The following is a 23185-nucleotide window of genomic DNA, read 5'->3' as shown; positions in this document are numbered from 1 at the left end:
CCGATGTCAGGGCCTCCGCAGACCTGGAACCGGGACCTCCGCAGACCCGAAGTCGAGGCCCCCGGGGACTCGAAAGTAATCGTCAATTAGAAGTTGACGCTCAGGGATCGTCAACCTAAAGTTGACGCATGAGCCCACTCGACATCAGCCTCGCCGATCTGATCGCCCGGCTCGACGAGGAACTGCCCCATTCCGACGAACTGGCCCGCATCAGCGAGGCACGACTGCGCGCCCAGACCCTGTCCGACCTCGGTGACCAGCTCATCGACCACTACGTCAGCCAGGCCAAGCAGGCCGGCGCGTCATGGACCGAGATCGGCGACGCCATCGGGGTATCCAAGCAGGCCGCCCAACAACGCCACACACCCGCCGCGTTCGAGCGGTTCACCAACCTGAACCGGCACGGCATCGTGCTGGCCCAGGAAGCCGCCCGCACCCACAAGCACGACTCCATCGGCACCGAACACCTCCTGCTCGGTCTCCTCGGCGAACCGCGGGGCCTGGCCTACGAGGTACTGGTCGCGAAGACCGGGTCGGAACAGCGCGTCCGCGACGCGATCGAGGAGGCCATGCCGCCCGCCGGGCGAAAGGCACCGCGCGGTCACATCGCGTTCCACGCGGACTCCAAGGAGGCCATCGGGCAGGCCCGCCGCGCCGCGGCCGACCTCGGCCACGACTGGGTCGGCACCGAGCACATGCTGCTGGGCCTGATGCGCGTCGAGGAGAGCCCGGCCGCACTGATCCTGCGCGAACTCGGCTTCACGCAGGACGAGTTGCGGGAGACGGTGAAGACCGCGATCGCCGAGCGGCTCATCACACGCGACGAGCGATAAGAGCCGCAGGAGCCGCAGAAACTCGCTGGTACCACGGGCACCGTCAGAACAGGCGCCAGCGAGCGGCAAGGACGAACGGCGACGAACCGACCGGTGGCCGCGGAGAGCCGGCCTGCGCGGCCACCCCACCCGTCAGCTCACCCATCGCGCCACCCGTAAGCTCCCCCGTCGCCCACTCGCCGACTCCCCCGTCACCTCACCCCTGATACCCCTCCACCTCGGACTCCGGCCGCACCCGCGCCTCGTCCGGGTTCTCACCGAACTCCGCCTTCGCGCGGCGCTGCCTCAACAGGTCCCAGCACTGGTCGAGTTCGCGTTCCAGTTGCCCGAGTCGCTCGTGCTCCGTCGCGCTGTCGATGGCGCCGGAGGCGACGGCCTCCCGGAGCTTGCGCTCGTCGGCCACCATCTCGTTGATCCGCGCGAAGATCTGCTGGTCTTGCCCCATGCCCGTGCTCCTCCTCGGCTTGACACCCGTGCCCACTCTAGGGACGGATCACGTGCCGTGCGACAGCTGTGCGAGAAGGGGGGCGCCGAACGCCGATTCAAAAGTCGCCCAAGGAAACCATTGGGGAGAAAGAGAGCCGCCCGCCTGAGACGATCCCCCGCGTCGCCCCAGACGGACGGCAGCATGCGCCAGGCCCCCTCGACGGGAGACCCGGACGTCCTGAGTATAGTTGGCTGATAGCCAGTCAACGCAGGAGTTACAGCATGTCCCCGCGAAGCGCATCGGTCAATGAAGAGTTGCGACGGCGTTCCCGGGAGCGACTCCTCCAGGCGGCCGTGGAACTGGTCGGTGAGCGCGGCTACGAGGCCACGACCTTGGGAGACATCGCCGACCGGGCCGGTTCGGCGCGCGGTCTGGTGTCGTACTACTTCCCCGGGAAACGCCAGCTCGTCCAGTCCGCCGTACACCGTCTGATGCACCGCACGCTGGAAGAGGCCCTGGAGCGCGAGCCCCGGACCGACGACGGGCAGGAGCGGATGGCCCGGGCGATCGACGCGATCCTGGGTCTCGCGCACGATCGGCCGGTGCTGATGCGCCAGCACATGGCGGGCCTCCTCCAGGGCGAGGGCTTCGTGCAGTGTCCGGAGCAACGACGCCTGTCCGAGCTGCTCGGGGAGACGATCGCGCGCTACGGCTCAGGGAACGTCCGCTCCGACTACCCGATGCTGCGCGCCCTGCTCATGGGCGCGGTCTACTCGGCGCTCGTGCCGGGGGTCCCCATGCCGATCCCGGTGCTGCGCACCGAGTTGTTCGACCGGTACGGACTGGACTGGGAGCTGGGGATACCCCCGGAGCCCGGCGCACGGCCCGGGACGGCCGACACGGACCTGTCCCGCTTCTTCGCGACGGACGACAGATCCGCCTCCGCGCTCGCGCCCGACAGACCCGCCGCCACGCACCCGCCCAAGGACTCGGCCGACGACCGCCCGACCGAGCCCTCCGACGCCTGACTTCCCTGCTCAGCGCCGCGCGTGACGAGGCGTCAGAAACCCGGCGTCCCGCGCCTGCGAGATGAGCCGGAGCGACCGGCGCCGGCTGTGCCCGGTCGCGCACATCACCGCGAGGACGGGATCGGCACCCTCTTCCTGCGCGGCCCGGTACTCCTGGGCGATCAGCCACCGCCCCTCGATGCCACGCGGCCAGGCGGGCCGGGCCCGGCGCGCTCCGCCCGGCTCCTCGCCCGCCTCACCCACCGGTTCCAGGCCGCAGGCCTCGAAGAGCGGTGCCTCGATCCAATCGGCCAGCATGGTCAAGTCGTCAAGGGACAGGGCCGGTTGGGCTCGTACGTCCTCGACGGAGACGTTCTGCTCGCACACCACGGCGAGGGCGTCGACCCGGGCGCCGTCGGGAAAGGCCAGCCGGACATGGAACCAGGACGTGGCGCCGTCATGCTCCTGCACTTCCCACGCGGGCCACACGGACACCGCACCATCCGTCGGGCAACGATCAGAAAGATTAAGAAAGGATGCGTCTAGCACACACGCAACGTAACCGCATGATCACATTCCATACAAACGGACACGCGCGCCCATCCCGTACGGGTCCGCACCGCACCCTGTCAGCGGAGCATCGGTGGTGCGATCCTGGATGTGTCAGTGGTCTGGCGAATCAGCGATCTCCTGTCGCCTGACGGGTGAGGAGTTCGGCCATGCTGCGTGTCGCCGTCGTCGGCTCCGGTCCCAGCGGGGTCTACACCGCCCAGAGCCTGGTCCAGTCGGAACCCGGCGCACTGGTCGACGTCCTGGACCGGCTGCCGTGCCCGTACGGTCTGGTGCGCTACGGCGTGGCACCAGACCACGAGAAGATCAAGTCGCTTCAGAACAACCTGCGGGCCGTCCTGGAGCACGAGCGGGTGCGGTTCCTCGGCGGAGTGCTCGTGGGTCCCGGCGGACTGTCGGCCACCCGGCTGCGGGAGCTGTACGACGCCGTCGTGTACTGCGTGGGTGCCGCAACCGACCGCCAACTGGGCATTCCTGGCGAGGAGTTGCCGGGCAGCTGGTCGGCGACCGAGTTCGTGTCCTGGTACAGCGCCCACCCGGACGCCACCGCCGCCGGTTTCGTGCGCGGCGCGCGCTCGGCGGTGGTGATCGGCGTGGGCAACGTCGCCGTGGACGTCACGCGGATGCTGGCGCGCGGCACGGCCGAGCTGAGCCGTACCGACATACCGCAGGCCGCGCTCACCGCGCTGGCCGCGAGCGGGATCACGGACATCCACATGGTCGGTCGGCGGGGCCCCTCGCAGGCCCGCTTCACGACGAAGGAGCTACGTGAGCTGGGCGGCCTCCCGGGCACCGAAGTGACCGTGGACCGGACCAATTTGGCGCTCGACCCGGACTGCCTCACCCCCTCCGCACTGCCCGCCGCCCGGCGCCGCAACGTGGAGGAACTCCGCAACTGGGCCGAGCTCCCTCCCCGGGGCGCACCCCGCCGTATCCACCTCCGCTTCTTCCTCCGCCCGGTCGAACTCCTCGCCGAGGCCGGCCGCGTGGCCGCCGTACGCTTCGAACGCACCGCGCCGGACGGCCGGGGCGGAGTGCGGGGCACGGGCCAACTGATCGACATCGAGGCGCAGTTGGTGCTGCGCTCGGTCGGCTATCGCGGGGTCCCGCTGGAGGGGCTGCCCTTCGACGCCGAGCAGGGCACCGTGCCGCACCGGGCGGGCCGGGTCGTACGCGAGGGGCGGACCGTGCCCGGCGAGTATGTGGCCGGCTGGATCAAGCGGGGCCCGACCGGCGTCATCGGCACCAACCGCCCGGACGCCAAGGAGACGGTGACGTCCCTGCTCGCCGACGTCTCCCTGCTCGGAGGCGAGGAGCCGTCCGAAGATCCGCTCACAGTGCTGCGCGCCGAGGGGTTCGAGCCGGTCGAGTGGGGCGGGTGGGAGGCCATCGAGCGGGCCGAGGCGGAGCTGGGGGTCTCGCTCGGGCGGGGTGGTGTGGTGAAACTGCCGGACTGGGACGCCCTGCGCGCGGCGGCACGCGAGGCGCGTCCCTAGGGACGTGCGGGACGCGCACAGAGCAGGTGGGCAGGACACACAGCGGCAACAACCCAGACATCAACAAACTGTTCAAGGCGCCTACGGTCTCGAACTGTTCGTTCTGTTCCCCTTCCCCTCCGCCGCTCAGGAGTGTCCATGGCCACGACCACACCCGTGCATCCCGTCGACGAGGTCCCACCCGTACGGCAACTGGCCGCCTTCGGGCTTCAGCACGTGCTCGCGATGTACGCGGGCGCGGTGGCGGTGCCGCTGATCGTGGGCGGGGCGATGAAGCTGTCGGCCGCCGACCTGGCGTATCTGATCACCGCGGACCTGCTGGTGTGCGGGATAGCCACGCTCATCCAGTGCATAGGTTTCTGGCGGTTCGGCGTACGGCTGCCGATCATGCAGGGCTGCACGTTCGCCGCGGTGTCGCCGATGGTGCTGATCGGCACGACGGGCGGCGGACTGCCCGCGATCTACGGCTCGGTGATCATCGCGGGGCTCGCTATCGCGCTGCTGGCCCCCGTCTTCGGCAGGCTGCTGCGCTTCTTCCCGCCGCTGGTCACCGGCACGGTGATCCTGATCATCGGCCTGTCGCTGCTTCCCGCGGCGGGCAACTGGGCGGCCGGCGGGCAGGGGGCGAAGGACTTCGGCGAGCCGAAGAACATCGCCCTCGCCGCGTTCGTCCTCGCGGTCGTCCTCGGTGTGCAGCGGTTCGCGCCCGCGTTCCTCAGCCGGATCGCGGTGCTGATCGGCATGGCCGTGGGGCTGGTGGCCGCGGTGGTGTTCGGGTTCACCGACTTCAGCGGGGTCGGGGACGCCGACTGGGTCGGCATCAGCACCCCGTTCCACTTCGGTACGCCCACCTTCCACGCCTCGGCGATCGTGTCGATGCTGGTGGTGGCGCTGGTGACGATGACCGAGACGACCGGTGACCTGATCGCCGTCGGCGAGATGACCGACCGCAGGATCGAGCCGCGTTCGCTCGCCGACGGTCTTCGCGCCGACGGCCTGTCCACCGTCCTCGGCGGAATCTTCAACACCTTCCCGTACACGGCGTACGCGCAGAACGTCGGTCTGGTCGGCATGACCCGGGTCCGCAGCCGCTGGGTCGTCGCCCTCGCCGGTGGCATCCTCGTCGTCCTCGGCCTGCTGCCCAAGCTCGGCGCGGTCGTCGCGGCGATCCCGGCGCCGGTGCTCGGCGGCGCGGGGCTGGTCATGTTCGGCACGGTCGCCGCGAGCGGTCTGCGGACGCTGACGCAGGTCGACTTCAAGGACAACCACAACCTCACCGTCGTGGCCGTCTCGGTGGCCGTGGGTGTGCTCCCGGTCGGGGTGCCGACGATCTACGCGCAGTTCCCGGACTGGTTCCAGACGGTGATGAACAGCGGCATCAGCGCGGGCTGCCTGACGGCGATCGTGCTGAACCTCCTCTTCAACCACCTCCCCGCGCGGGGCAGTTCACCCGCCACCGCGCCCGCCGCCGTGCAGGAGCCGGCCGCCTAGCGCAGCAGTCCGGCGGGGACCGTCGCGGCCAGCACGCCGTACCCCGCCGGATTGAGATGCAGCCAGTCGCCGACCTGGAGGGCCGGGAGCAGTCGGCGCGGGTCGGCGGGGTCGCGTACGGCACGGTCGAAGTCGAGCACCGCGTCGAAGCAACCGGCGCCGCGAATCCAGGAGTTGACCGCCCGGCGAGCGGACTCGCGTTCCCCCGCCGGGTCGTCGTAGGTGTTGCCGCCGAACGGGAGGAGGGTCGCGCCGTACACACGGATGCCCTGCGCATGAGCGCGGACGACGATCTGGCCGTAGGCCGCCAACAGGTCCTCGGTGACCTGGTGTTGGGCAGCGGGGGTCGCGTCGGCGGTGCCGATGTCGTTGACGCCCTCGAAGACGATGAGTCGGGTGACCCCGCTGCGGGAGAGGACGTCGCGGTCGAGGCGGGCCAGGACGTTGGGGCCGAGTCCGTCGTTGAGTACGCGGTTGCCGCCCGCGGCCTGGTTCAGGATCGCCACGGACGCGGTGGCGGGGTGGGCGCGGAGGCGGTCGTAGAACTGGTCGGGCCAGCGGTTGTTGGCGTTGGTCGTGGAGCCGCGGCCGTCGGTGAGCGAGTCCCCGAGGATCGCTACGGCCGTGGTGGCGCGCGGCGCGAGGACCTCCACGTCGCTCAGCAGATACCAGTGGTCGACCGGGGTCGCCCCTGGCAGCAGGTCCTGGTCCTCGGTGTGGTCGCCGGTGCGGAGGTACGACGTGGTGCGTGAGCCCGGGTGCGAGGTGAGCGCGAGCGAGGGCTGGCCCGTCGCCAGGTAGGTGGTCACGGTCAGGACGGAAGCGGGACGCAGGTCCACGTCCAGCGGGTCGGAGACCAGTTGGGCGCCCACGGGGACGGTCGCCGATCCGCGTCCGGCGAAGGTGACCGGTCTGCTGCTGCCGGGCACGATTCCACTGGTCCCCGCATTGCCGCCCTGCGGGAGGGCCAGCGTCACGGCGGTGAGCGGGAGCGGGGTGTCCCCGTAGGCGTTGGAGAAGCGCAGGCGCAGTCTCCGGCCGCCGGTGGTGACGCGGAGGGTCTGGCGCAGGGTGGTGTCGACGAGAACCGAGGCGGTTCCCGTGAACGGCGCGGGCGGCAGGTTGGCGGGCTCGGTGAGCTGGGGCATCGCCGTCCAGGTGGTGACCCAGTGCGCGGCGGGCGGGGCCGAACTGCCTTCGGCGTGTGCGGGGTTGGTGGCGACCAGGGCGGACAGTGCCGTGGTGGTCGTGGCGACGATCGCGGTCCGTCTTGTGGGCTGCACGGAACCTGCCTTCCGCTGGCGGGAGTGGGGGGCTGGGTGCGCGCCGGGCGGCGGGCGCGCACCCGGGTGGGGTCAACCGACCGTGCAGGGCGTCCCGTTGAGCGTGTAGGACGTCGGCGCCGCGCTGTTGCCGGTGTGGTTCGCCTGGTAGCCGATGGTCACGCTCGCGTGCGGGGCGATGGTGCCGTCGTACGAGGCGTTGGTGGCCGTCACCGCTCCGGAGGCCGGTGCGTAGGTCGCGCCCCAGCCGTTGGTGACGGTCTGTCCGGCGGGCAGGGTGAAGCCCAACTGCCAGCCGTTGACGGGAGTTGAGCCGGCGTTGGTGATGGTCACGGAGGCGGTGAGGCCGGTGTTCCAGGCGCTGGTGGTGACGGTCACCTCGCAGGGGCCGGTCGCGGGCGGGGGTGTGGTGCCGCCGCCGGTCAGGCCGAAGAAGGTGAGGACGCGGGCGCCCATGCCGTAGGTGTAGAGGTTGTGGGTGACGCCCTGAAGGCTGATCGCCTCGACGGGGGCCTGGTCACCGGTGGCGCCGAAGCGGGTGCGGGTCCAGCCGGTGGCCGGGGAGTCGGTGGCGGCCGGGCTCTGGCCGACGCCCAGCACGTTCGTCCACTGTTTGACCTCCTCGCCGAAGTTGGGGTAGCGCAGCGTGTCGTCGGCGGTGCCGTGCCACAGCTGCATGCGGGGGCGCGGGCCGGTGTAGCCGGGGTCGGCCGCCCGGACCAAGTCGCCCCACTCCTGCGGGGTTCGGATCACGGTGCCGTTGGCGCAGGCGGTGTTCCACTCGGAGCCGTCGGTGGTGGCGAAGCAGCCGAACGGTACGCCGGCGAAGGCGGCGCCGGCCGCGAACACGTCGGGGTAGTCGCCCAGGAGGACGTTCGTCATCATCGCGCCGGAGGAGATGCCCAGGGCGTAGACGCGGGAGGTGTCGGCGGCGTAGGTGCCGGTCACCCAGTCGACCATGGACTTGATGCCGACCGGGTCGCTGCCGCCGTCGCGGTGCAGGGCCTGCGGCGAGGAGACGTCGAAGCACTTGCTCGCGCGGGTGACCGACGGGTAGACGACGATGAAGCCCAACTGGTCGGCGAGCGAGGCGTATTCGGTGCCGGAGTACATCGCCGGGCCCGATCCCCCGCAGTAGTGCACGGCCACGACGATCGCCGGGTGCGCGGTGACGGCCGCCGGGACGTACACGTACATCTGGAGGTTGCTGGGGTTGGCGCCGAAGCCGGTGACCTCGGTGAGGGTCGCGGTGGGGACGGCCTCGGTGCGGGCGGCGGCCGGGGGCGCCATGAGGGTCAGGGCCGCGAGTAACGGCACCAGCGCTCCGAAGAGGGCGATGAGTACCGAACGCGGCGGTTTTCTCAATGACTTGAGGGTGTCGGCGGCGGTGGGGCGCACGTCATCGTCCCTTCCTGATCGCGGCTCGTGCGGCATCTGTCGGGGAGAGCAATCGGCATCGTGGCATGGACATGAGTGCCATGGAAGCGCTCCCACGCTTCGAATAGTTTCTGCACAAGCGTTGACTAGAAAGCGCTTGCACCCTACGTTCCGTTCAGAAGTGTGACCGCGCGGTCCTTCATGGCGTACATCGTTCACGTACACGATCAACCCATCCCCGGAAGGGACGCACCCGCATGCGTACTCGTAGATCAGCTCTGACGGCGATCGCCCTCGCGGCGACGGCTGTACTCGTACTCCCCCACTCGGCATCGGCGGCCGACGCCTCGCCGGTCGGTTTCGGTGCCGGGACGACCGGTGGCGGCAGCGCCTCGGCGGTCACGGTGTCGACGCTGGCCGCCTTCAAGTCGGCTGTCACGGGGAGCAGTTCGAAGGTGGTGAAGGTCAACGGGCTGATCTCGCTGAGCGGTCAGGTCGACGTCGGGTCCAACACGACGGTCCTGGGCGTCGGTTCGGCGTCCGGGTTCACCGGCGGCGGGCTGCGCCTGAAGAAGGTGACGAACGTCGTGGTCCGCAACCTCAACATCAGCAAGTCGGTCGCACCCGCCGACGGCATCACCGTGCAGGCCTCGACGAAGGTGTGGATCGACCACAACGCCTTCTCGTCCGACCTGGACCACGGCAAGGACTACTACGACGGCCTGGTCGACATCAGCCACGCCTCCGACTACGTCACCGTCTCCTGGAACACCTTCAAGAACCACTACAAGGGCTCGCTCGTCGGCCACAGCGACAACAACGCGAGCGAGGACACCGGGCATCTGCGGGTGACGTACCACCACAACTGGTTCGACCAGGTCAACTCCCGTATTCCCAGCCTGCGCTTCGGTACCGGGCACTTCTACGACAACTACGTCGTCGGCGCCGAGACGGCCGTGCACTCGCGCATGGGCGCCCAGATGTTCGTCCAGAACAACGTCTTCCGCGACACGCAGGTCGCCGTCACGACGAACCGGGACAGCGACGTGGACGGCTACGCCAACCTCAGTGGCAACGACCTCGGTGGAGCCGCCACCGAGATCTCGCAGGTCGGCACGTTCACCAGCCCGCCGTACAGCTACACCGCCGAGCCCGCCTCGACCGTCGTCGCCTCGGTGACCGCGGGCGCGGGCACCGGAAAGCTCTGACCACTCCCCCACCTCGGAGAAGGAATCGGGACATGACTTCTTCCATCCGGCCACGCGCGCTCACCGGCGCGGCGGTCACCTTCGGACTCACGGTTGGCATGATCATGGCATCCGGAACGCTGTCCCCGGCCAGCGCCGCCACCTGGCCCACCGCGAGCGGCAGCCAGGCCGTCACCTCGACGATCTCGGTCTCGGGCACCAAGGACTACGGAATGCTGCGCCTCTACGGCAGCGGCGACCTGGGCACCGGCAGCCAGGACGAGGACCAGGGCCCCATCCTTGAGCTGGCCCCCGGCGCGGTCGTCAAGAACGTCATCATCGGCTCGCCGGCCGCCGACGGCATCCACTGTCTGGGCGCCTGCACGCTCCAGAACGTCTGGTGGGAGGACGTCGGCGAGGACGCGGCGACCTTCCTGGGCTCCTCGTCGTCCAACGTGTACACCGTGAACGGCGGCGGCGCGAAGCAGGCCAGCGACAAGGTCTTCCAGTTCAACGGCGCCGGCACGCTCAACGTCTCCAACTTCGCGGCGCAGACCTTCGGTACGTTCGTCCGCTCCTGCGGCAACTGCAAGACGCAGTACAAGCGGACGATCAACCTCAACACCATCGAGGCGACCTACAAGGGCAGCCGGATCGTCGGCATCAACACCAACTACGGCGACAGCGCGACCCTGAAGGCCATCACGATCGTCGGGGACACCAGCAAGAAGATGATCCCCTGCCAGAAGTACATCGGAAACAACACGGGCGCCGAGCCGACCACCAACGGCACGGGGGCTGACGGCACTTACTGCAAGTACGCGTCCTCGGACATCACCTACAAGTGAGCCCCCCACGGTGACAGCGGCCGTACGGAGCGCCCCCGCACGGCGCTCCGCGCGGCCGCTCGGGCTAGGCCGGGTTCCCGAGCACGGCCGCGGTCAACTCCCGCCGGTGGCGGGTGTACGCGGTGCGCAGGGCGGGGCCCGGCCAGTCGGCGGGGAGGAGTTCGGGGGGCAGGACCGGGTCGGCGAGCAAGTGCCGTACGGCGGCGGCCAGGACGGTGAAGCGGTCGGCCGGGTGGTCCGCGGTGGCGGTGATCCGGTCGAGCAGGGCCTCGGCCGTCTTCGCCCAGGCGTCAAGTGGCCAGAGGGTCGCGGCCAGTTGGCGGGCGGGTTCCTCGGGGCGGGTGGTGAAGTGCCGGGCGACGGCTCCGAGTTCGTGCGGTCGGGGTCGTAGGAGATTGGCCGGGCGGAGCCAGACTCCCTCGCGGAGTTCCGCGAGCCGGAGGGCGGTCAACTCGGTGCGCAGTTCGGCGCGTTCGGCCGGGCCGCGGCCGGTCGCGGTGACGACGGTCATCTCCCAGTCGCCGCCCCAGGGTCGGGTCTCGGGGTGCACGGCGGCGTCCTGGCGGCGCTGGCGGTCCAGGAGGCGGTCACTCAGGCGGTAGACCGCGTCCGCGCTCCGCAGGTCACCGGCGGCGACCATCCGGCTGAGCGCGGCGCGGAGCGTGGAGCCGGCGACACCGAGCGGTTCCACGGCGCGCAGCAGATCCCGTACGGGCAGCTCGGGCGGATGCGTGCCCAGCAGCAGGCTGAGGACGACCGACCGGGCGGACAGCGGGCGCAGATCCACCTCGCCGGTCCCTTCTGACACGTTCATCCGCATGGCCTCGTACTCTACGGCGCGGTTCTCGTGTTACATCATTGATGCGACCGCAGGGATAGTGCAACACTGCCGGTATGGCCCAGACACTCGCGCACATACCGCCGCAGCCGCGGAACGCCACGCACGACGTCACCAACCAGCCCCCGCCCCTGCCCCCGTACGACTCCTCCGAGGACGCGGCCCTGCTGGAGGGGCTGCGCCGGGAGGGCGGCGGCTGGGCCGAGGAGGACGTCCGGCGGCTCGGGCGGGCGGCGGGCAGCGAGGAGGCGCAGGAGTGGGGCGAGCAGGCGAACCGGCACGAGCCGGAGCTGCGCACGCACGACCGCTACGGCAACCGGATCGACGAGGTCGAGTTCCACCCCAGCTGGCACCGGCTGATGGGCGTCGCCGTCGCCGAGGGGCTGGCCGGAGCGCCCTGGGCGGACGAGCGTCCCGGCGCCCATGTGGCCCGTACGGCAAGGGGGTTGGTGTGGGGACACACCGAGGCCGGGCACGGCTGCCCGACGTCGATGACGTACGCCGCCGTCCCGGCCCTGCGTGCCACCCCCGAACTGGCCGCCGTCTACGAGCCGTTGCTGACCAGCCGGGTGTACGACCCGGTACTGCGCGTGCCGACCGAGAAGCGCGGGCTGCTCGCCGGGATGGGCATGACGGAGAAGCAGGGCGGCTCCGACGTCCGCACGAACACCACGGTGGCCACCCCGACAACCGAGCCCGGCGTGTACACCCTGCGCGGTCACAAGTGGTTCACGTCCGCGCCGATGTGCGACGCGTTCCTCGTACTGGCACAGGGGCCTGACGGGCTGTCATGCTTTCTCGTGCCGCGCGTGCTGCCCGACGGCAGCCGCAACACCTTCCGCATCCAGCGGCTGAAGGACAAGCTCGGCAACCGGTCCAACGCGTCCTCGGAACCCGAGTTCGACGGGACCGTCGCCTGGCTGGTCGGCCCCGAGGGGCGCGGTGTGAAGACCATCATCGAGATGGTCAACTGCACGCGCCTGGACTGCGTGATGATGTCGGCGACCCTCATGCGCAAGACGCTCGTCGAAGCGGGTCACCACGTGCGGTACCGGTCCGCGTTCGGCGCCCGTCTGCTCGAACAGCCCCTGATGCGCAATGTGCTGGCCGATCTGGCGCTGGAGTCGGAGGCCGCCACGACGCTCACGCTGCGACTGGCCGGTGCGGCCGACCGCTCGGTGCGCGGGGACGACGCCGAGTCCGCGTTCCGCCGTATCGCCACCGCCGTAGGCAAGTTCTGGGTCACCAAGCGCGGTCCGGCCTTCACGGCGGAAGCCCTGGAGTGCCTCGGCGGCAACGGCTACGTCGAGGACTCGGGCATGCCCCGCCACTACCGCGAGGCCCCGCTGCTCTCCATTTGGGAGGGCTCGGGGAACGTCAACGCCCTCGACGTACTGCGGGCGTTGACCCGGGAACCCGGCACGGCGGAGGCGCTGTTCTCCGAACTCGCCCTGGCCCAGGGCGCGGACGCCCGTCTGGACACGTCCGTGAGCCGTCTGAAGGACGAGTTGAACCAGGCCACCGAGACGAGCGCCCGCCGCCTCGTGGAGCACATGGCCCTCACGCTCCAGGCCTCCCTCCTCGTACGGCACGCCCCGGCCGCCGTCGCCGACGCCTTCTGCGCGACCCGGCTGGCCGGCGACTGGGGACACTCCTTCGGCACCCTCCCCGACTCCGCCGACCTCGGCACGATCCTCGCCCGCGCTCTGCCAGCGGAAGATTGACCCTCGGTCACCCCCCGATTCCGCTTCGTTGTCAGTGGCGTGGTGCAGACTCGCGATCAGTCGGGCACTTCGTCTGGGGAGGGCAACGTGTTCACGGGGATCGACGAGGTCGGCTGGGCCTCACTGCACCACGCGTACGGCAGCGCGGAGGACGTGCCCGGACTGCTCCGGGGACTGGCCTCCGCGGACCCCGTCGAGCGGGCGAGCGCGCTCGACGGGATGTACGACGCGGTGCACCACGAGGGGATCGTCTACGACGCGACGCTCGCCTGCGTTCCATTTCTGTTCGCGCTCGCGGCCTGCGAACAGGTCGCGGACCGGGACGGGTTGGTGGAACTGCTGATCAGCATCGGCCGGGGACACGGACCGGCGGAGGGCACGGGCGACGAGGGCACATCCGGGACGGACGCGGGCCAGGGAAACACGGCGGCGGACGCCGGCCATGGAGGTGCGTCGGCGGACGCGGCCGTCCGTGCGCGGGCCGAGGAGTTCGCCGCGCTCCTCGGGGACCGGGACCCCGGTGTGCGCCGCGCCGCGGCCGAGGCGCTGGTCCGGTTCCTCGACCGACCCCCGCGCGTGCTGGGCCTGTTGCGGCAGCGCATCGCGGTGGAGCGCGACGACCGGGTCCTGCTCGCCCTCACGGAAAGCCTCGGCCTGTTCGTACGACAGCACCCAGCCCACTCCCCCGAGGCGCTCGACATCCTCCTGACGCTCGGCACCCCGCCGTACGACCCCGGGCTACGGCTCGCCGCGCTCGGCCAACTCGCGGGCTGAGCACCGGAACTGCTCCCCGCCGACCTGGTCCCGACCGTCGTCGAACTGCTCGGGGAGCGGTCCGAGCGACGCCGCTCGGGACTCTCGGCACCGGCCGAGGACGACTCGGACCCGGACTCGCTGGCGGGCCGGTTACGGCGGCTGCGGCCCTCGGACGAGGAGGGCGCGCTGCTGCTGCGTACGCTGCACACCGCGCTCGGCGACCGGGTGAGCGACCGGATCGCCCTGCTGGAAGGGCAGTTGACCAGCCCCGACCCGGCCGACCGGTGCAACGGGATGTGGATGGCGGCCGGCTTGTTCCGCGAGTGGCGCGCCGACTACACCGTGCCGGTCGAGCTGATCGGTGAGCAACTGAGCGCGGAGGCGCGGCCGTTGCTCGGTGCGGCGGTGTCGGACCGGTTGCGCGACGCCGCGGTGTCCGTCCTCGGGGATCTCTTCCACCTGGCCGCTCCGGCCGCCGACCACCTCCACGCGCTGGTGACCGCACGCGCCGACCTGTGGATCCACCGCTGGCAGCGCAGAGCGCCGACCCTCGGCGGCCCCCTCAAAGCCCTTGCCCGCAGCGGCGATCCACGGGCGACACCCGTGCTGGCCCAGGTCCTCGTCCAGCCGGTCCCGCCCGACGACCTGGGCAACGTGATCATCCACCTCGGCCGCTCCGCCGCCCCGCTCGCCCCGGCGCTGCGGCACCGGCTCGGCCTGGTCCCCCTCGACTCCCCCGACACGTACGACCGCGCCGTACCACTGCTGTCGGCGCTCACCGCGCTCGGCGATCGGGAAGCGGTGCCGGAGGTGCTGCGGTTGTTGGGCGGGATGGCGGACGGGGTGCGGCTGAGACACCGGGTCGTGGAATCCGCGGTGCGGGCGCTCGACGTGATCGGGGGTGGCGCGGAGGGGGTCGTGCCGGTGCTGCGGGGGTTGCTGGACTCCGAGTGCGCCGGTGTCGCCGCGGGTGCGCTGTGGTCGGTTGAGGGAGACGCCTCGGCCGTACTGCCTGTGCTGATACGGGAGTTGGCGGGGGCGGACGCGGAGCGGCGCCGAGCCGCCGCAGAGGTACTGGGGCGGCTGGGGGCGTCCGCGCGGGCGGCGACACCGGGGCTGGCGCGGATGCTGGGGGCGGAGGGCGTGTGGGAGCGGCTCGCGGGCGCGTGTGCGCTGTGGCGGGTCGGCGGGGAGGTGGAGCGGGTGCTGCCGGTGCTCCGTGCGGCCTGGGTGGAGCAGCCGGGGGTGCGGGGTGCCGTGGCCGCGTGTCTGGTCGACATGGGGGCGGCGGGGGCGCCTCTGCATGACCTGGTGGAGGCGGAACACGCTTCGCCGCGACGGCATTTGGCGCGGTCGGGTGGGCATGGGAGCCAGGATGTGCTGGAGGACGAGCGGTTGTTGGGGGTGTGCCGGGAGGTGCTGGCGGGGTGAGATCCGGCGGGGGCGAGGGTGGAGGGTTGGTGCGGGGCCGGGCGAGGTCTGTCGGGGTGGAAGCTGAGCGGGTGACTGGAGGCGCGGGCCGGGCGAGACCTGACGGGGCTGCTTCCCCTGGACGTCAGGGCGACTTGCGACCGGCCCGGCCCCACGTCAGGGCGACTTGGGACCGGGCGGGCGTCTCCGCCGAGCGGGACGAGTGCCCCTGCCTGCGATCCGTAGGTCAGGGGTACTCGGGCAATCACCGTGGCGCGCCGGGGTGTTCAGCCCGTCTTGCGTCCCCACAGGGGGCCGAAGCGGGCCCACTCCTCGTCCCACTGCTCCATGCGCCGGCGTTCCAGCCGGCCGCGGAGGGCCCGGGCGCTGACGAGGGGGACGGCTGCCGCGCCGACGCCCAGGAAGGTGCCGATCAGGATGGCGCGCAACTGGGCCTGGGAGGCGGTGGCGGGCTTGGTGACGAGGTGGCCCTGCGGGTCGGTCCAGACGGTCACCGGGGTGCCGATCGCGCTGCCGGAGGCGACGCGTATCTGGCCGGTGTGCGAGGAGCCGTCGATGGCCGACCAGCGGACCTTCGCCCAGACCAGTTCGCTGCTCGCTCTGCTGGAGTTGGCCGGGGCGGGTCCTGGCGCGTCCTGGGTCACCAGAGCCACCACGGGCTTCCAGTCGACACGTTCCTGAGCCAGTTCGTGTTCGACGGACCGGGCCGCCGTCAGACCGGCGAGCACACCGGCGAGGACGGCGAGCAGCCAGGCGCCGAGCACGATCCACGATTCCACCGCATCGGCACGGCGCTTGAGCGGATTCCGCCGCCACCGCCACAGCCACACCTTCGGACCTCGGAACGCCATCGAAGGCATCCTCCTCATGAACGCACTGACATGCCGAACCGCCCTCCCATACGGGAGACGCCTCCTCGATGCTCACGACGAATACCCCGACTCGACGTTCCCATGGCAGCCCGGGCTTGCGCAGGCACTTGGCGAGAGGCCTCCGCGAAGCGGCCCCCGCGGGCCGATATCGCCATCCTGACCTGCGGTGATTCCGGTCCCGGGGGTGACTGTCAGTGGTGGGGTGCACACTGGCGAGTGGTGGGGGCGAAATAGCCAAAAACGCAGCGGAGGTGATCTGAATGACAGAGGTTCTGCTCGCGGTGGGCACACGAAAAGGCCTGTTCATCGGGCGTAGGCGCGGTGGCGTCTGGGAGTTCGACAAGAGTCCGTACTTCAACGCGCAGGCGCTGTATTCGGTCGCCGTCGACACCCGGGGCCCGACGCCGAGACTGCTGGCCGGTGGTGACAGCTCTCACTGGGGCCCTTCGGTGTTCCACTCCGACGACCTGGGGCGCACCTGGGCCGAGCCCGCCCGTCCCGCGGTCAAGTTCCCGAAGGACACCGGGGCTTCGCTGGAGCGGGTGTGGCAGCTGCACCCGGCGGCGGCCGAACCCGACGTGGTGTACGCGGGCACGGAGCCGGCCGCGCTGTTCCGCTCCGAGGACCGCGGCGAGAGCTTCGAGCTGGTCCGCCCGCTGTGGGAGCACCCGACCCGTTCGCGGTGGGTGCCGGGCGGCGGCGGGGAGGGACTGCACACCATCCTCACCGATGAGCGCGACCCCCTTGCCGTGACGGTCGCGGTCTCGACGGCCGGGGTGTTCCGCACGGGCGACGGCGGCAGGAGCTGGGAGCCGTCCAACTCCGGTGTCTCCGCGGTGTTCCTGCCGGACCCGAACCCGGAGTTCGGGCAGTGCGTGCACAAGGTCGCGCAGGACGCGGCGACCCCGGACCGGCTGTATCTGCAGAACCACTGGGGGGTGTACCGGAGCGACGACGCGGGCGCCCACTGGACGGACATCGGCGAGGGGCTGCCGTCCACGTTCGGTTTCGCGGCGGCGGCCCATCCTCATCGCGGCGACACGGCGTATGTGTTCCCGATCAACGCCGACGCGGACCGGGTGCCCGCCGAGCACCGGTGCCGGGTGTTCCGTACGGCGGACGCGGGCCGGAGCTGGGAGCCGCTGTCGGCGGGGCTGCCGACCGAGGACCACTACGGCACGGTGCTGCGGGACGCGCTGTGCACGGACGGCGCGGACCCGGCGGGCGTGTACTTCGGCAACCGCAACGGCGAGGTGTTCGCGTCCGACGACGACGGCGACAGCTGGCGGCAGTTGGCGTCCCATCTGCCCGACGTGCTGTGCGTGCGGGCGGCGGTGATCGCGTGAGGGCGGAAGCCGCGACGGGGGCAACTCCCGGGTGGGGATGCTTCGTTCGGAGGAGTCGACGGTTCGGTCGTTCCCGGTCGGGCTCGGGCCACCGGTTGATCGCCGGGCCCTGTACGGCAGTAGGGTGACGCCCGTGGCACCACGACCGTTGCATGAGATCGTCGAACCGGGCTGGGCGAAAGCCCTGGAACCCGTGGCCGGACGCGTCGCCGAGATGGGGGACTTCCTGCGCGCGGAGATCGCCGCCGGACGCACCTATCTACCGGCGGGACCGAATGTCCTCCGAGCCTTCCAGCAGCCCTTCGACGACGTCCGCGTCCTGATCGTCGGGCAGGACCCGTATCCGACTCCGGGGCACGCCGTGGGGCTGTCGTTCTCGGTGGCCCCCGAGGTACGTCCGCTCCCGCCGAGCCTGCTGAACATCTACCAGGAGCTGAGCACCGACCTGGGGCTGCCCCAGCCGTCCAACGGCGACCTGACGCCGTGGAGCCGGCAGGGAGTGCTCCTTCTCAACAGGGCGCTGACCACTGCCCCGCGCAGCCCGGCAGCGCATCGCGGCAAGGGCTGGGAAGAGGTCACCGAGCAGGCGATACGGGCGCTGGCCGCGCGCGGCAAGCCGCTGGTGTCGATCCTGTGGGGGCGTGACGCCCGCAACCTCCGCCCCCTGCTGGGCGATCTGCCCTCGGTGGAGTCCTCGCACCCGTCCCCGATGTCCGCCGACCGTGGCTTCTTCGGCTCCCGCCCCTTCAGCCGCGCCAACGACCTGCTGGTCCGGCAGGGGGGACAACCGGTGGACTGGCGCCTGCCGTGACCGTCCCGGGGTTTCTCGCCGTGGACTCGGGAGGCTCCGGCCTCCGGGTCGTCGTGGGTGAGGTCGGCGGTGGCCGGACATCCGGCCCGCTGTCCTCCGGGGAACCCGTTCGGACCGGTGCGCGTGGGATCGACGCCGGGCATCTCATGGAGCAACTGGTGCCCCTGGTGCGGGCGTTGGCCGAGGCGTCCGAGCCCTTCGAGCCGTCCGATGTGGGCACAGCTGTGATCGGGGCCGCCGGGCTCGCCACTCTCGGGGACGGGTTGCGGGAGGAGTTGCCGGGGGCGTTGGCGCGGGAGTTCGGGGTGCGGACCGTCGCGCTCGCCGCCGATGCCGTCACCGCTTATGCGGGCGCCCTCGGGTCGCGGCCCGGTGCCGTGGTCGCCGCCGGGACCGGGCTCATCGCGATCGGCACCGATCTCGTCGGGTGGCGGCGGGCCGACGGGTGGGGGCATCTGCTGGGTGACTGCGGCGGCGGGGCCTGGATCGGGAGGGCGGGGCTGGAGGCGGCACTGCGTGCCCATGACGGGCGCGACGGCGGTTCCGAGGCGCTGTTGAGCTGCGCCGAGGAGCGGTTCGGGGCGATGGCGGGGCTGCCGGGCAAGCTGTATCCGCGGCCGGACCGGCCCGCCGTGCTCGCGGCGTTCGCGCCCCAAGTCGCCGAGTGCGCCGCGGACGATCCGGTGGCCGCCGGCATCCTTCGGGGCGCCGCCCGGCACATGGCCGAGTCCGCCGCCGCCGTCTGCCCGGCGACCGGGGAGCCCCAGGTCGCGCTCACCGGCGGGCTGTTCCAGCTGGGCGAGCCTCTCCTCGTACCGGTGCACGAGGAGTTGGCGAAGCGGCTGCCGCACGCGCGGCTGGTCGCGGCGGAGGGTGATCCCCTGGACGGTGCCGTGCGGATCGCGCGGGATCTCGCCGCGGGCGCCCTCGCGTTGCCGGGTGACGAGCTGATGCTGACCGTGGTGGCACCAAAAGGGCGAGGCGATCACTTCTGATCTGTACGTAACTCATCAGACAAAACAGGACGGATACCGCTCACCTGCACCCTCCCCGAACAGGGGAGCCCAAGAAGCCAGTAACATGCCTCGCCATGAGCTCCCCCACTGGGCCCGCGTCCGGCCTGCCAGTACGAATGCCGCGACCTCGCCAGCCCGGTCGGCACCGCCGACCCGAGCCGCTGGCGGCTCCCGAGGGCGCGCCCGCGCTCGTCCTCGCCGTGCCGGGCACGCCCAGCGCCGCCACGCGCAGCCTCGCCGAGGAGGTCGTGAGCATCGCGCGCTCCGAGCTGCCCGGTCTCGACGGCCGCATCGGTTATCTCGACGGGGACGACTCCGAGTTCCCCACGCTGACCTCCGTGCTCGCGCACGCCGCCGAGGAGCGCACCGCCCGCTTCGAGCAGGCCAGGGCCGCCGGCGCCGACGTCAAGGAGCCCGACGGGCCGGTGGCCGTCGTCGTGCCGCTGCTCGCCGGTCCCGACAGCGCGCTGCTGCGCCAGGTCCGCCAGGCCGTCATGGACAGCCGGGTCGCCGCCGATCTGACCGATGTGCTCGGCCCGCACCCGCTGCTCGCCGAGGCGCTGCACGTGCGGCTGTCCGAGGCGGGTCTCGCCCGTGCCGACCGTGCCCGGCTGTTCACCGTGGCGACCGCCGCGGACGGCATCATCCTCGCCTCCGTGGGCGGCGAGGAGGCCGTGCAGGCGGCCGGTATCACCGGCATGCTGCTCGCCGCGCGCCTCGCCGTGCCGGTGATGGCCGCGGCGCTGGACCAGGAAGGTTCGATCTCGGCGATCGCGGAGCAACTGCGTTCCTCGGGTTCGCAGCAACTGGCGCTCGCGCCCTATCTGATCGGCCCCGAGATCGACCCGGGTCTGCTCCAGGCCGCCGCCGCCGAGGCGGGCTGTTCCGCCGCCGAGGCACTCGGCCCGTACCCGGCGATCGGCAAGCTCGCCCTCGCCAAGTACACGACGGCACTGGGCATCGCCCCGCCGCAGCCGCAGGGCGCTCCGGCTCGCTGATCCACCCCGCACACGTATCGCCGTAGCGCCGAAAGGGCCCCTCCTCACGCGGGAGTGGGCCCTTCGGCGTGTCCGGGGACGGACGGAGCGCGCTCGGTCAGTCGAAGACCACGCAGGACGCGGCGGGCACCTTGACCGAGCCGCCGCGGCGCGGAAGGCCCGTCGCCGGGTCGAGGGTGAACCATGTGACGTCGCCGGAGCGTTCGTTGGCGACGTACAGGTGTCCGCCGGCCTCGGTGATCGCGCGCGGCCAGTGGCCCTCGCAGGGCACCGTGCCGATCAGCCGCAGTTCGTCGCCCTCGACAGCGAGCACGGACAGGACGTCCTCGCCCCGGGTCGCCGTCCAGACGAAGCGGCCGTCCGGGGAGGCCACGATGCCCGAGGGGTAGGCGGCGTCGCCGTCCGGGAGGCCCGGCAGGACCGGCACCTCGGTCAGCGGCTTCAGCGAGCCGCTCTCGGCGTCCCAGCGGCAGACGGTGACGGTGGGGGTGAGTTCGTTGAGGACGTAGGCGTGGCTTCCGTCGGGGTGGAAGGCCAGGTGGCGGGGGCCGGAGCCGGGCCGCAGCGCGATCTCGCGGTGGAGCACGGGGCGGCCGTCGTCCAGCGTGCACACCCGCACGGAGTCGGTGCCGAGGTCGACGCTGACCGCCCAGCGGCCGCTCGGGTCGGGCTGGATCTGGTGGGCGTGCGGGCCCTGTTGGCGCAGCTGGTGCGGGCCTGCGCCGGTGTGCCGGAGCTGTCCGGAGGGGCGGTTCGCGAGCGTGCCGTCCGCGCGGACCGGTACGGCGGTGACGCTGCCGGAGCCGTAGTCGGCGGTCAGGACATGGCCGTCGAACAGACTCAGATAGGTCGGTCCCGAGGCGCCGACCCGCACCGGCGACCCGAGCGGTTCGGGCTTGTCACCGTGCACGCGGTACGCGGCCACCGCGCCCTCGGCCGTCTCGCTCACGGCGTAGAGGGTGGCCCCGTCGGGAGCCAGGGCGAGGTACGAGGGGTCGGGGACGCCGTCGACGCCGCTCAGGACGGTCAGCGCGCCGCTGTCCGCGTCCACGGCCGCCGTGACGACACCAGGGCCGCCCGCCGCCGTGAACGACCCGATGAAGGCCCGCCGTCCCCGCGTGTCGCCGTCTGCCACCGCTGTCCCCTCTCGGTCCGTGCTCCGGTCCGTGCTGTCGGGGGTGACGGTAGCAGTCGATCAAGAGCGGTCTAGACCAGAGTGCCGAGCCCGTTCCAGCGGGGCATGCCGGAGCCCTCGCGCAGGGGCTCGGCCAGCTCCGCGAGGGCGCGCTCCAGGCCGTGGAGGTGGGCCAGCGCGGGTTCGGCGGGCGCCCGGGTCGCGGTGGCCGAGAGCCGTGACGTGTCGCCGTCGGTGAGCGCCTCGACCGCGGTCTCGACGCGCCAGCACGCGGCGGCGAGGCGGGCGTCGTGCGAGGCCTCCGGGTCGGCGGCCACGGCGACCAGGCCGCGGATCTCGCGGGCGCAGTCGTCGAGCAGGGCGAGCACCCGGCGGGCGCGGCGCTTGCGGCCCAGCACGGGGTTCAGCGGGTGCACGAGGGGCGCGACGGACAGCCGTACCCGGCCGAGGAGTTGTTCGAGTTCGGCGACGCGTCCCGCGGGGTCGGCCGCCGCGGAACCGGCGAGACGGGCGGCCGCCTCGGCGGTGCAGGTGTGGACGCAGCGCAGGGCGCGCTGGATCCAGGCGTCCGTGGTGGTGTGGGTGGTCACCGGCAGGACGAGCAGGACGGCCAGTACGGCACCGAGCGCGCCGACGCCGGTCTCCGCGAACCGCAGCGCCAGCAGCGCGGGGTTCAGGACGCCGAGGAGGCCGTAGAGGAGCTCTGCCATCAGGGTCACCGAGAGCATCATCCAGGTGTAGGAGACGGCGGCCGAGTAGAAGATGCCGAAGACGCAGGCGGCGACCAGGATCGCGGTGGGGACGGGGGCGCCGTGGACCGGTACGGCGACCAGCAGGCCCAGGGCGATGCCGAGGACCGTGCCGAGGACGCGGCGGAAGCCCCGGACCAGGGTCTCGCCGCGCGAGGCGGTGTTCACGAAGATCCACCAGGTGGCGCCGACGGCCCAGTACCAGCGCTGCCCGGACACCAACTGGCCCACCACGAGCGCGAATCCGGCACCGGCGGTCGCCTGGACCGCCTGCCGGGTGGTCACACGGGCCAGGCCACGACCGGCGGTCGGGGCAGGCACGGCGGCCGGGGACAGCCGGTGTTCGTAGCACCAGAAGCCGAAGCGGACCGTCGCGGCGGCGAGCACCGAAAGTCCGACTGCCGCGTACAGCCTGGGCAGTTGGTCCGTGGTCGCGTGCAGGAACTGGGCCACGAAGAAGGTCATGAACGCGAAGACGCCGAGGCTGTGGCCGCGCGGTCCCCAGCGGCGCGCGTACACGCCGGCGCCGACCACGGCGAGGAAGGTGAGGTCGCGGGCGACGGGGTGGTCGTGCAGTTCGGCCGCGGCGGCGAGCAGCGGCAGGCCCACGCAGGGCAGCAGCGCGGTGGTGACGGCCTGCCCGCGCACGGTCGCGTCCGTCACCGTGAACAGGGCGAGCAGCGCCGCGAGGCCACCGGTGACGGCACCCGCGAGGGACTGCCCGGTCAGCCCGCAGACGACGACCGCGAGGCCGATGCCGAGCACGGCCCGGCCGGCGAACCGCAGCCGTACGCGCCCCGGGTCCGGAGCCACGAACACCCTTTTCAGCACTGCTTCCCGCCCCCTGAGCACACCCGGACACCGACATGGAAAAGGCGCCGCGGAGGTCCGCAGCGCCATCGACATGCCCATGAGAGCATCATCGGGCCGAGTGGCTCAAGTCGATCCCCTTCGACTGGTCCATTGGCCTAGTCACAGCGTGCTGGGCCA

19 protein-coding genes and 1 pseudogene are annotated in these 23185 nt (G+C 71.7%); 12 read left to right on the top strand and 8 right to left on the bottom strand.

Going from position 1 to position 23185, the window contains the following annotated elements:
• The first annotated feature begins 128 nt into the window (after window positions 1-128).
• The gene (locus ACIRB1_RS26755) at window positions 129-833 is read left to right on the top strand and encodes a Clp protease N-terminal domain-containing protein (RefSeq protein WP_403467254.1); all 705 of its coding nucleotides are present in this window, start codon (window positions 129-131) and stop codon (window positions 831-833) included.
• A gap of 196 nt (window positions 834-1029) precedes the next feature.
• On the opposite strand, the gene ACIRB1_RS26750 is transcribed toward ACIRB1_RS26755, so the two are convergent.
• Window positions 1030-1278: a DUF2630 family protein gene (locus tag ACIRB1_RS26750; protein ID WP_352179287.1), complete on the bottom strand. Its 249-nt coding sequence runs from the start codon at window positions 1276-1278 to the stop codon at window positions 1030-1032.
• 263 nt (window positions 1279-1541) lie between these two features.
• On the opposite strand from ACIRB1_RS26750, the gene ACIRB1_RS26745 reads away from it, so the two are divergent.
• Window positions 1542-2288, top strand: a complete 747-nt coding sequence (locus tag ACIRB1_RS26745) for a TetR/AcrR family transcriptional regulator (protein WP_403467253.1) — start codon at window positions 1542-1544, stop codon at window positions 2286-2288.
• Window positions 2289-2297: 9 nt separating this feature from the next.
• Here ACIRB1_RS26745 and ACIRB1_RS26740 read toward each other — a convergent pair whose 3' ends face one another.
• Window positions 2298-2762 carry a DUF6214 family protein gene (locus ACIRB1_RS26740; RefSeq protein ID WP_403467252.1) on the bottom strand — a complete coding sequence of 155 codons (465 nt, stop codon included), beginning with the start codon at window positions 2760-2762 and terminating at the stop codon, window positions 2298-2300.
• 224 nt (window positions 2763-2986) lie between these two features.
• On the opposite strand from ACIRB1_RS26740, the gene ACIRB1_RS26735 reads away from it, so the two are divergent.
• Entirely contained in the window at window positions 2987-4333 is a 1347-nt protein-coding gene (locus ACIRB1_RS26735; RefSeq protein WP_403467251.1) for an FAD-dependent oxidoreductase, read from the top strand.
• 138 nt (window positions 4334-4471) lie between these two features.
• Entirely contained in the window at window positions 4472-5824 is a 1353-nt protein-coding gene (locus ACIRB1_RS26730) for a nucleobase:cation symporter-2 family protein (RefSeq protein ID WP_403467250.1), read from the top strand.
• Here the strand turns inward: ACIRB1_RS26730 and ACIRB1_RS26725 are convergent.
• Together ACIRB1_RS26725 and ACIRB1_RS26720 are read right to left on the bottom strand one after the other, a co-directional pair.
• On the bottom strand, window positions 5821-7107 hold the full coding sequence (locus tag ACIRB1_RS26725; protein WP_403467249.1) for an SGNH/GDSL hydrolase family protein: 1287 nt from the start codon (window positions 7105-7107) through the stop codon (window positions 5821-5823). The two genes, ACIRB1_RS26730 and ACIRB1_RS26725, sit on opposite strands and share 4 nt — an antisense overlap.
• A gap of 72 nt (window positions 7108-7179) precedes the next feature.
• Entirely contained in the window at window positions 7180-8505 is a 1326-nt protein-coding gene (locus ACIRB1_RS26720; protein WP_403467248.1) for a PHB depolymerase family esterase, read from the bottom strand.
• Window positions 8506-8741: 236 nt separating this feature from the next.
• Between ACIRB1_RS26720 and ACIRB1_RS26715 the strand changes: the two genes are divergently transcribed.
• Both ACIRB1_RS26715 and ACIRB1_RS26710 read left to right on the top strand, forming a co-directional pair.
• Window positions 8742-9692 (top strand): polysaccharide lyase family 1 protein, encoded by a 951-nt coding sequence (locus ACIRB1_RS26715; protein ID WP_352179294.1) that lies wholly within the window; start codon window positions 8742-8744, stop codon window positions 9690-9692.
• Between the two features lie 32 nt (window positions 9693-9724).
• A complete protein-coding gene (locus ACIRB1_RS26710) occupies window positions 9725-10519 on the top strand; it encodes a pectate lyase (protein ID WP_403467247.1) in 795 nt (264 codons plus the stop codon).
• A 64-nt stretch (window positions 10520-10583) separates the two neighbouring features.
• On the opposite strand, the gene ACIRB1_RS26705 is transcribed toward ACIRB1_RS26710, so the two are convergent.
• Entirely contained in the window at window positions 10584-11339 is a 756-nt protein-coding gene (locus ACIRB1_RS26705; RefSeq protein WP_403467246.1) for a PaaX family transcriptional regulator C-terminal domain-containing protein, read from the bottom strand.
• A 74-nt stretch (window positions 11340-11413) separates the two neighbouring features.
• Here ACIRB1_RS26705 and ACIRB1_RS26700 point away from each other — a divergent pair, with 74 nt between their 5' ends.
• The gene (locus ACIRB1_RS26700) at window positions 11414-13081 is read left to right on the top strand and encodes an acyl-CoA dehydrogenase family protein (protein ID WP_403467245.1); all 1668 of its coding nucleotides are present in this window, start codon (window positions 11414-11416) and stop codon (window positions 13079-13081) included.
• Window positions 13082-13168: 87 nt separating this feature from the next.
• A pseudogene (locus tag ACIRB1_RS26695) lies at window positions 13169-15268 on the top strand (HEAT repeat domain-containing protein).
• Window positions 15269-15534: 266 nt separating this feature from the next.
• On the opposite strand, the gene ACIRB1_RS26690 reads toward ACIRB1_RS26695, so the two are convergent.
• Window positions 15535-16119, bottom strand: coding sequence for a hypothetical protein (locus ACIRB1_RS26690; RefSeq protein WP_352179299.1), 585 nt, complete (start codon window positions 16117-16119; stop codon window positions 15535-15537).
• Window positions 16120-16400: 281 nt separating this feature from the next.
• Here ACIRB1_RS26690 and ACIRB1_RS26685 point away from each other — a divergent pair, with 281 nt between their 5' ends.
• The 4 genes from ACIRB1_RS26685 to ACIRB1_RS26670 all read left to right on the top strand — a co-directional run bounded on the left by ACIRB1_RS26685 (window position 16401) and on the right by ACIRB1_RS26670 (window position 20311).
• Window positions 16401-17486 (top strand): WD40/YVTN/BNR-like repeat-containing protein, encoded by a 1086-nt coding sequence (locus tag ACIRB1_RS26685; RefSeq protein ID WP_403467244.1) that lies wholly within the window; start codon window positions 16401-16403, stop codon window positions 17484-17486.
• Between the two features lie 133 nt (window positions 17487-17619).
• A complete protein-coding gene (locus ACIRB1_RS26680) occupies window positions 17620-18297 on the top strand; it encodes a uracil-DNA glycosylase (protein ID WP_352179301.1) in 678 nt (225 codons plus the stop codon).
• Complete coding sequence (locus ACIRB1_RS26675) at window positions 18294-19292, top strand: N-acetylglucosamine kinase (RefSeq protein ID WP_403467243.1); 999 nt, start codon at window positions 18294-18296, stop codon at window positions 19290-19292. The genes ACIRB1_RS26680 and ACIRB1_RS26675 overlap by 4 nt, the downstream gene beginning before the upstream one ends.
• 95 nt (window positions 19293-19387) lie before the next feature.
• On the top strand, window positions 19388-20311 hold the full coding sequence (locus ACIRB1_RS26670; protein WP_352179303.1) for a hypothetical protein: 924 nt from the start codon (window positions 19388-19390) through the stop codon (window positions 20309-20311).
• A 97-nt stretch (window positions 20312-20408) separates the two neighbouring features.
• On the opposite strand, the gene ACIRB1_RS26665 is transcribed toward ACIRB1_RS26670, so the two are convergent.
• Complete coding sequence (locus ACIRB1_RS26665) at window positions 20409-21446, bottom strand: lactonase family protein (RefSeq protein ID WP_403467242.1); 1038 nt, start codon at window positions 21444-21446, stop codon at window positions 20409-20411.
• Between the two features lie 71 nt (window positions 21447-21517).
• Window positions 21518-23026: an FUSC family protein gene (locus ACIRB1_RS26660; protein WP_403467241.1), complete on the bottom strand. Its 1509-nt coding sequence runs from the start codon at window positions 23024-23026 to the stop codon at window positions 21518-21520.
• Window positions 23027-23185 lie beyond the last annotated feature (159 nt).

Source organism: Streptomyces sp. NPDC096013 (genome assembly GCF_044763565.1).
Lineage (GTDB): Bacteria > Actinomycetota > Actinomycetes > Streptomycetales > Streptomycetaceae > Streptomyces.
The sequence above is the reverse complement of the archived record's forward strand: the minus strand, read 5'-3'. Positions and strand labels throughout refer to the sequence as shown.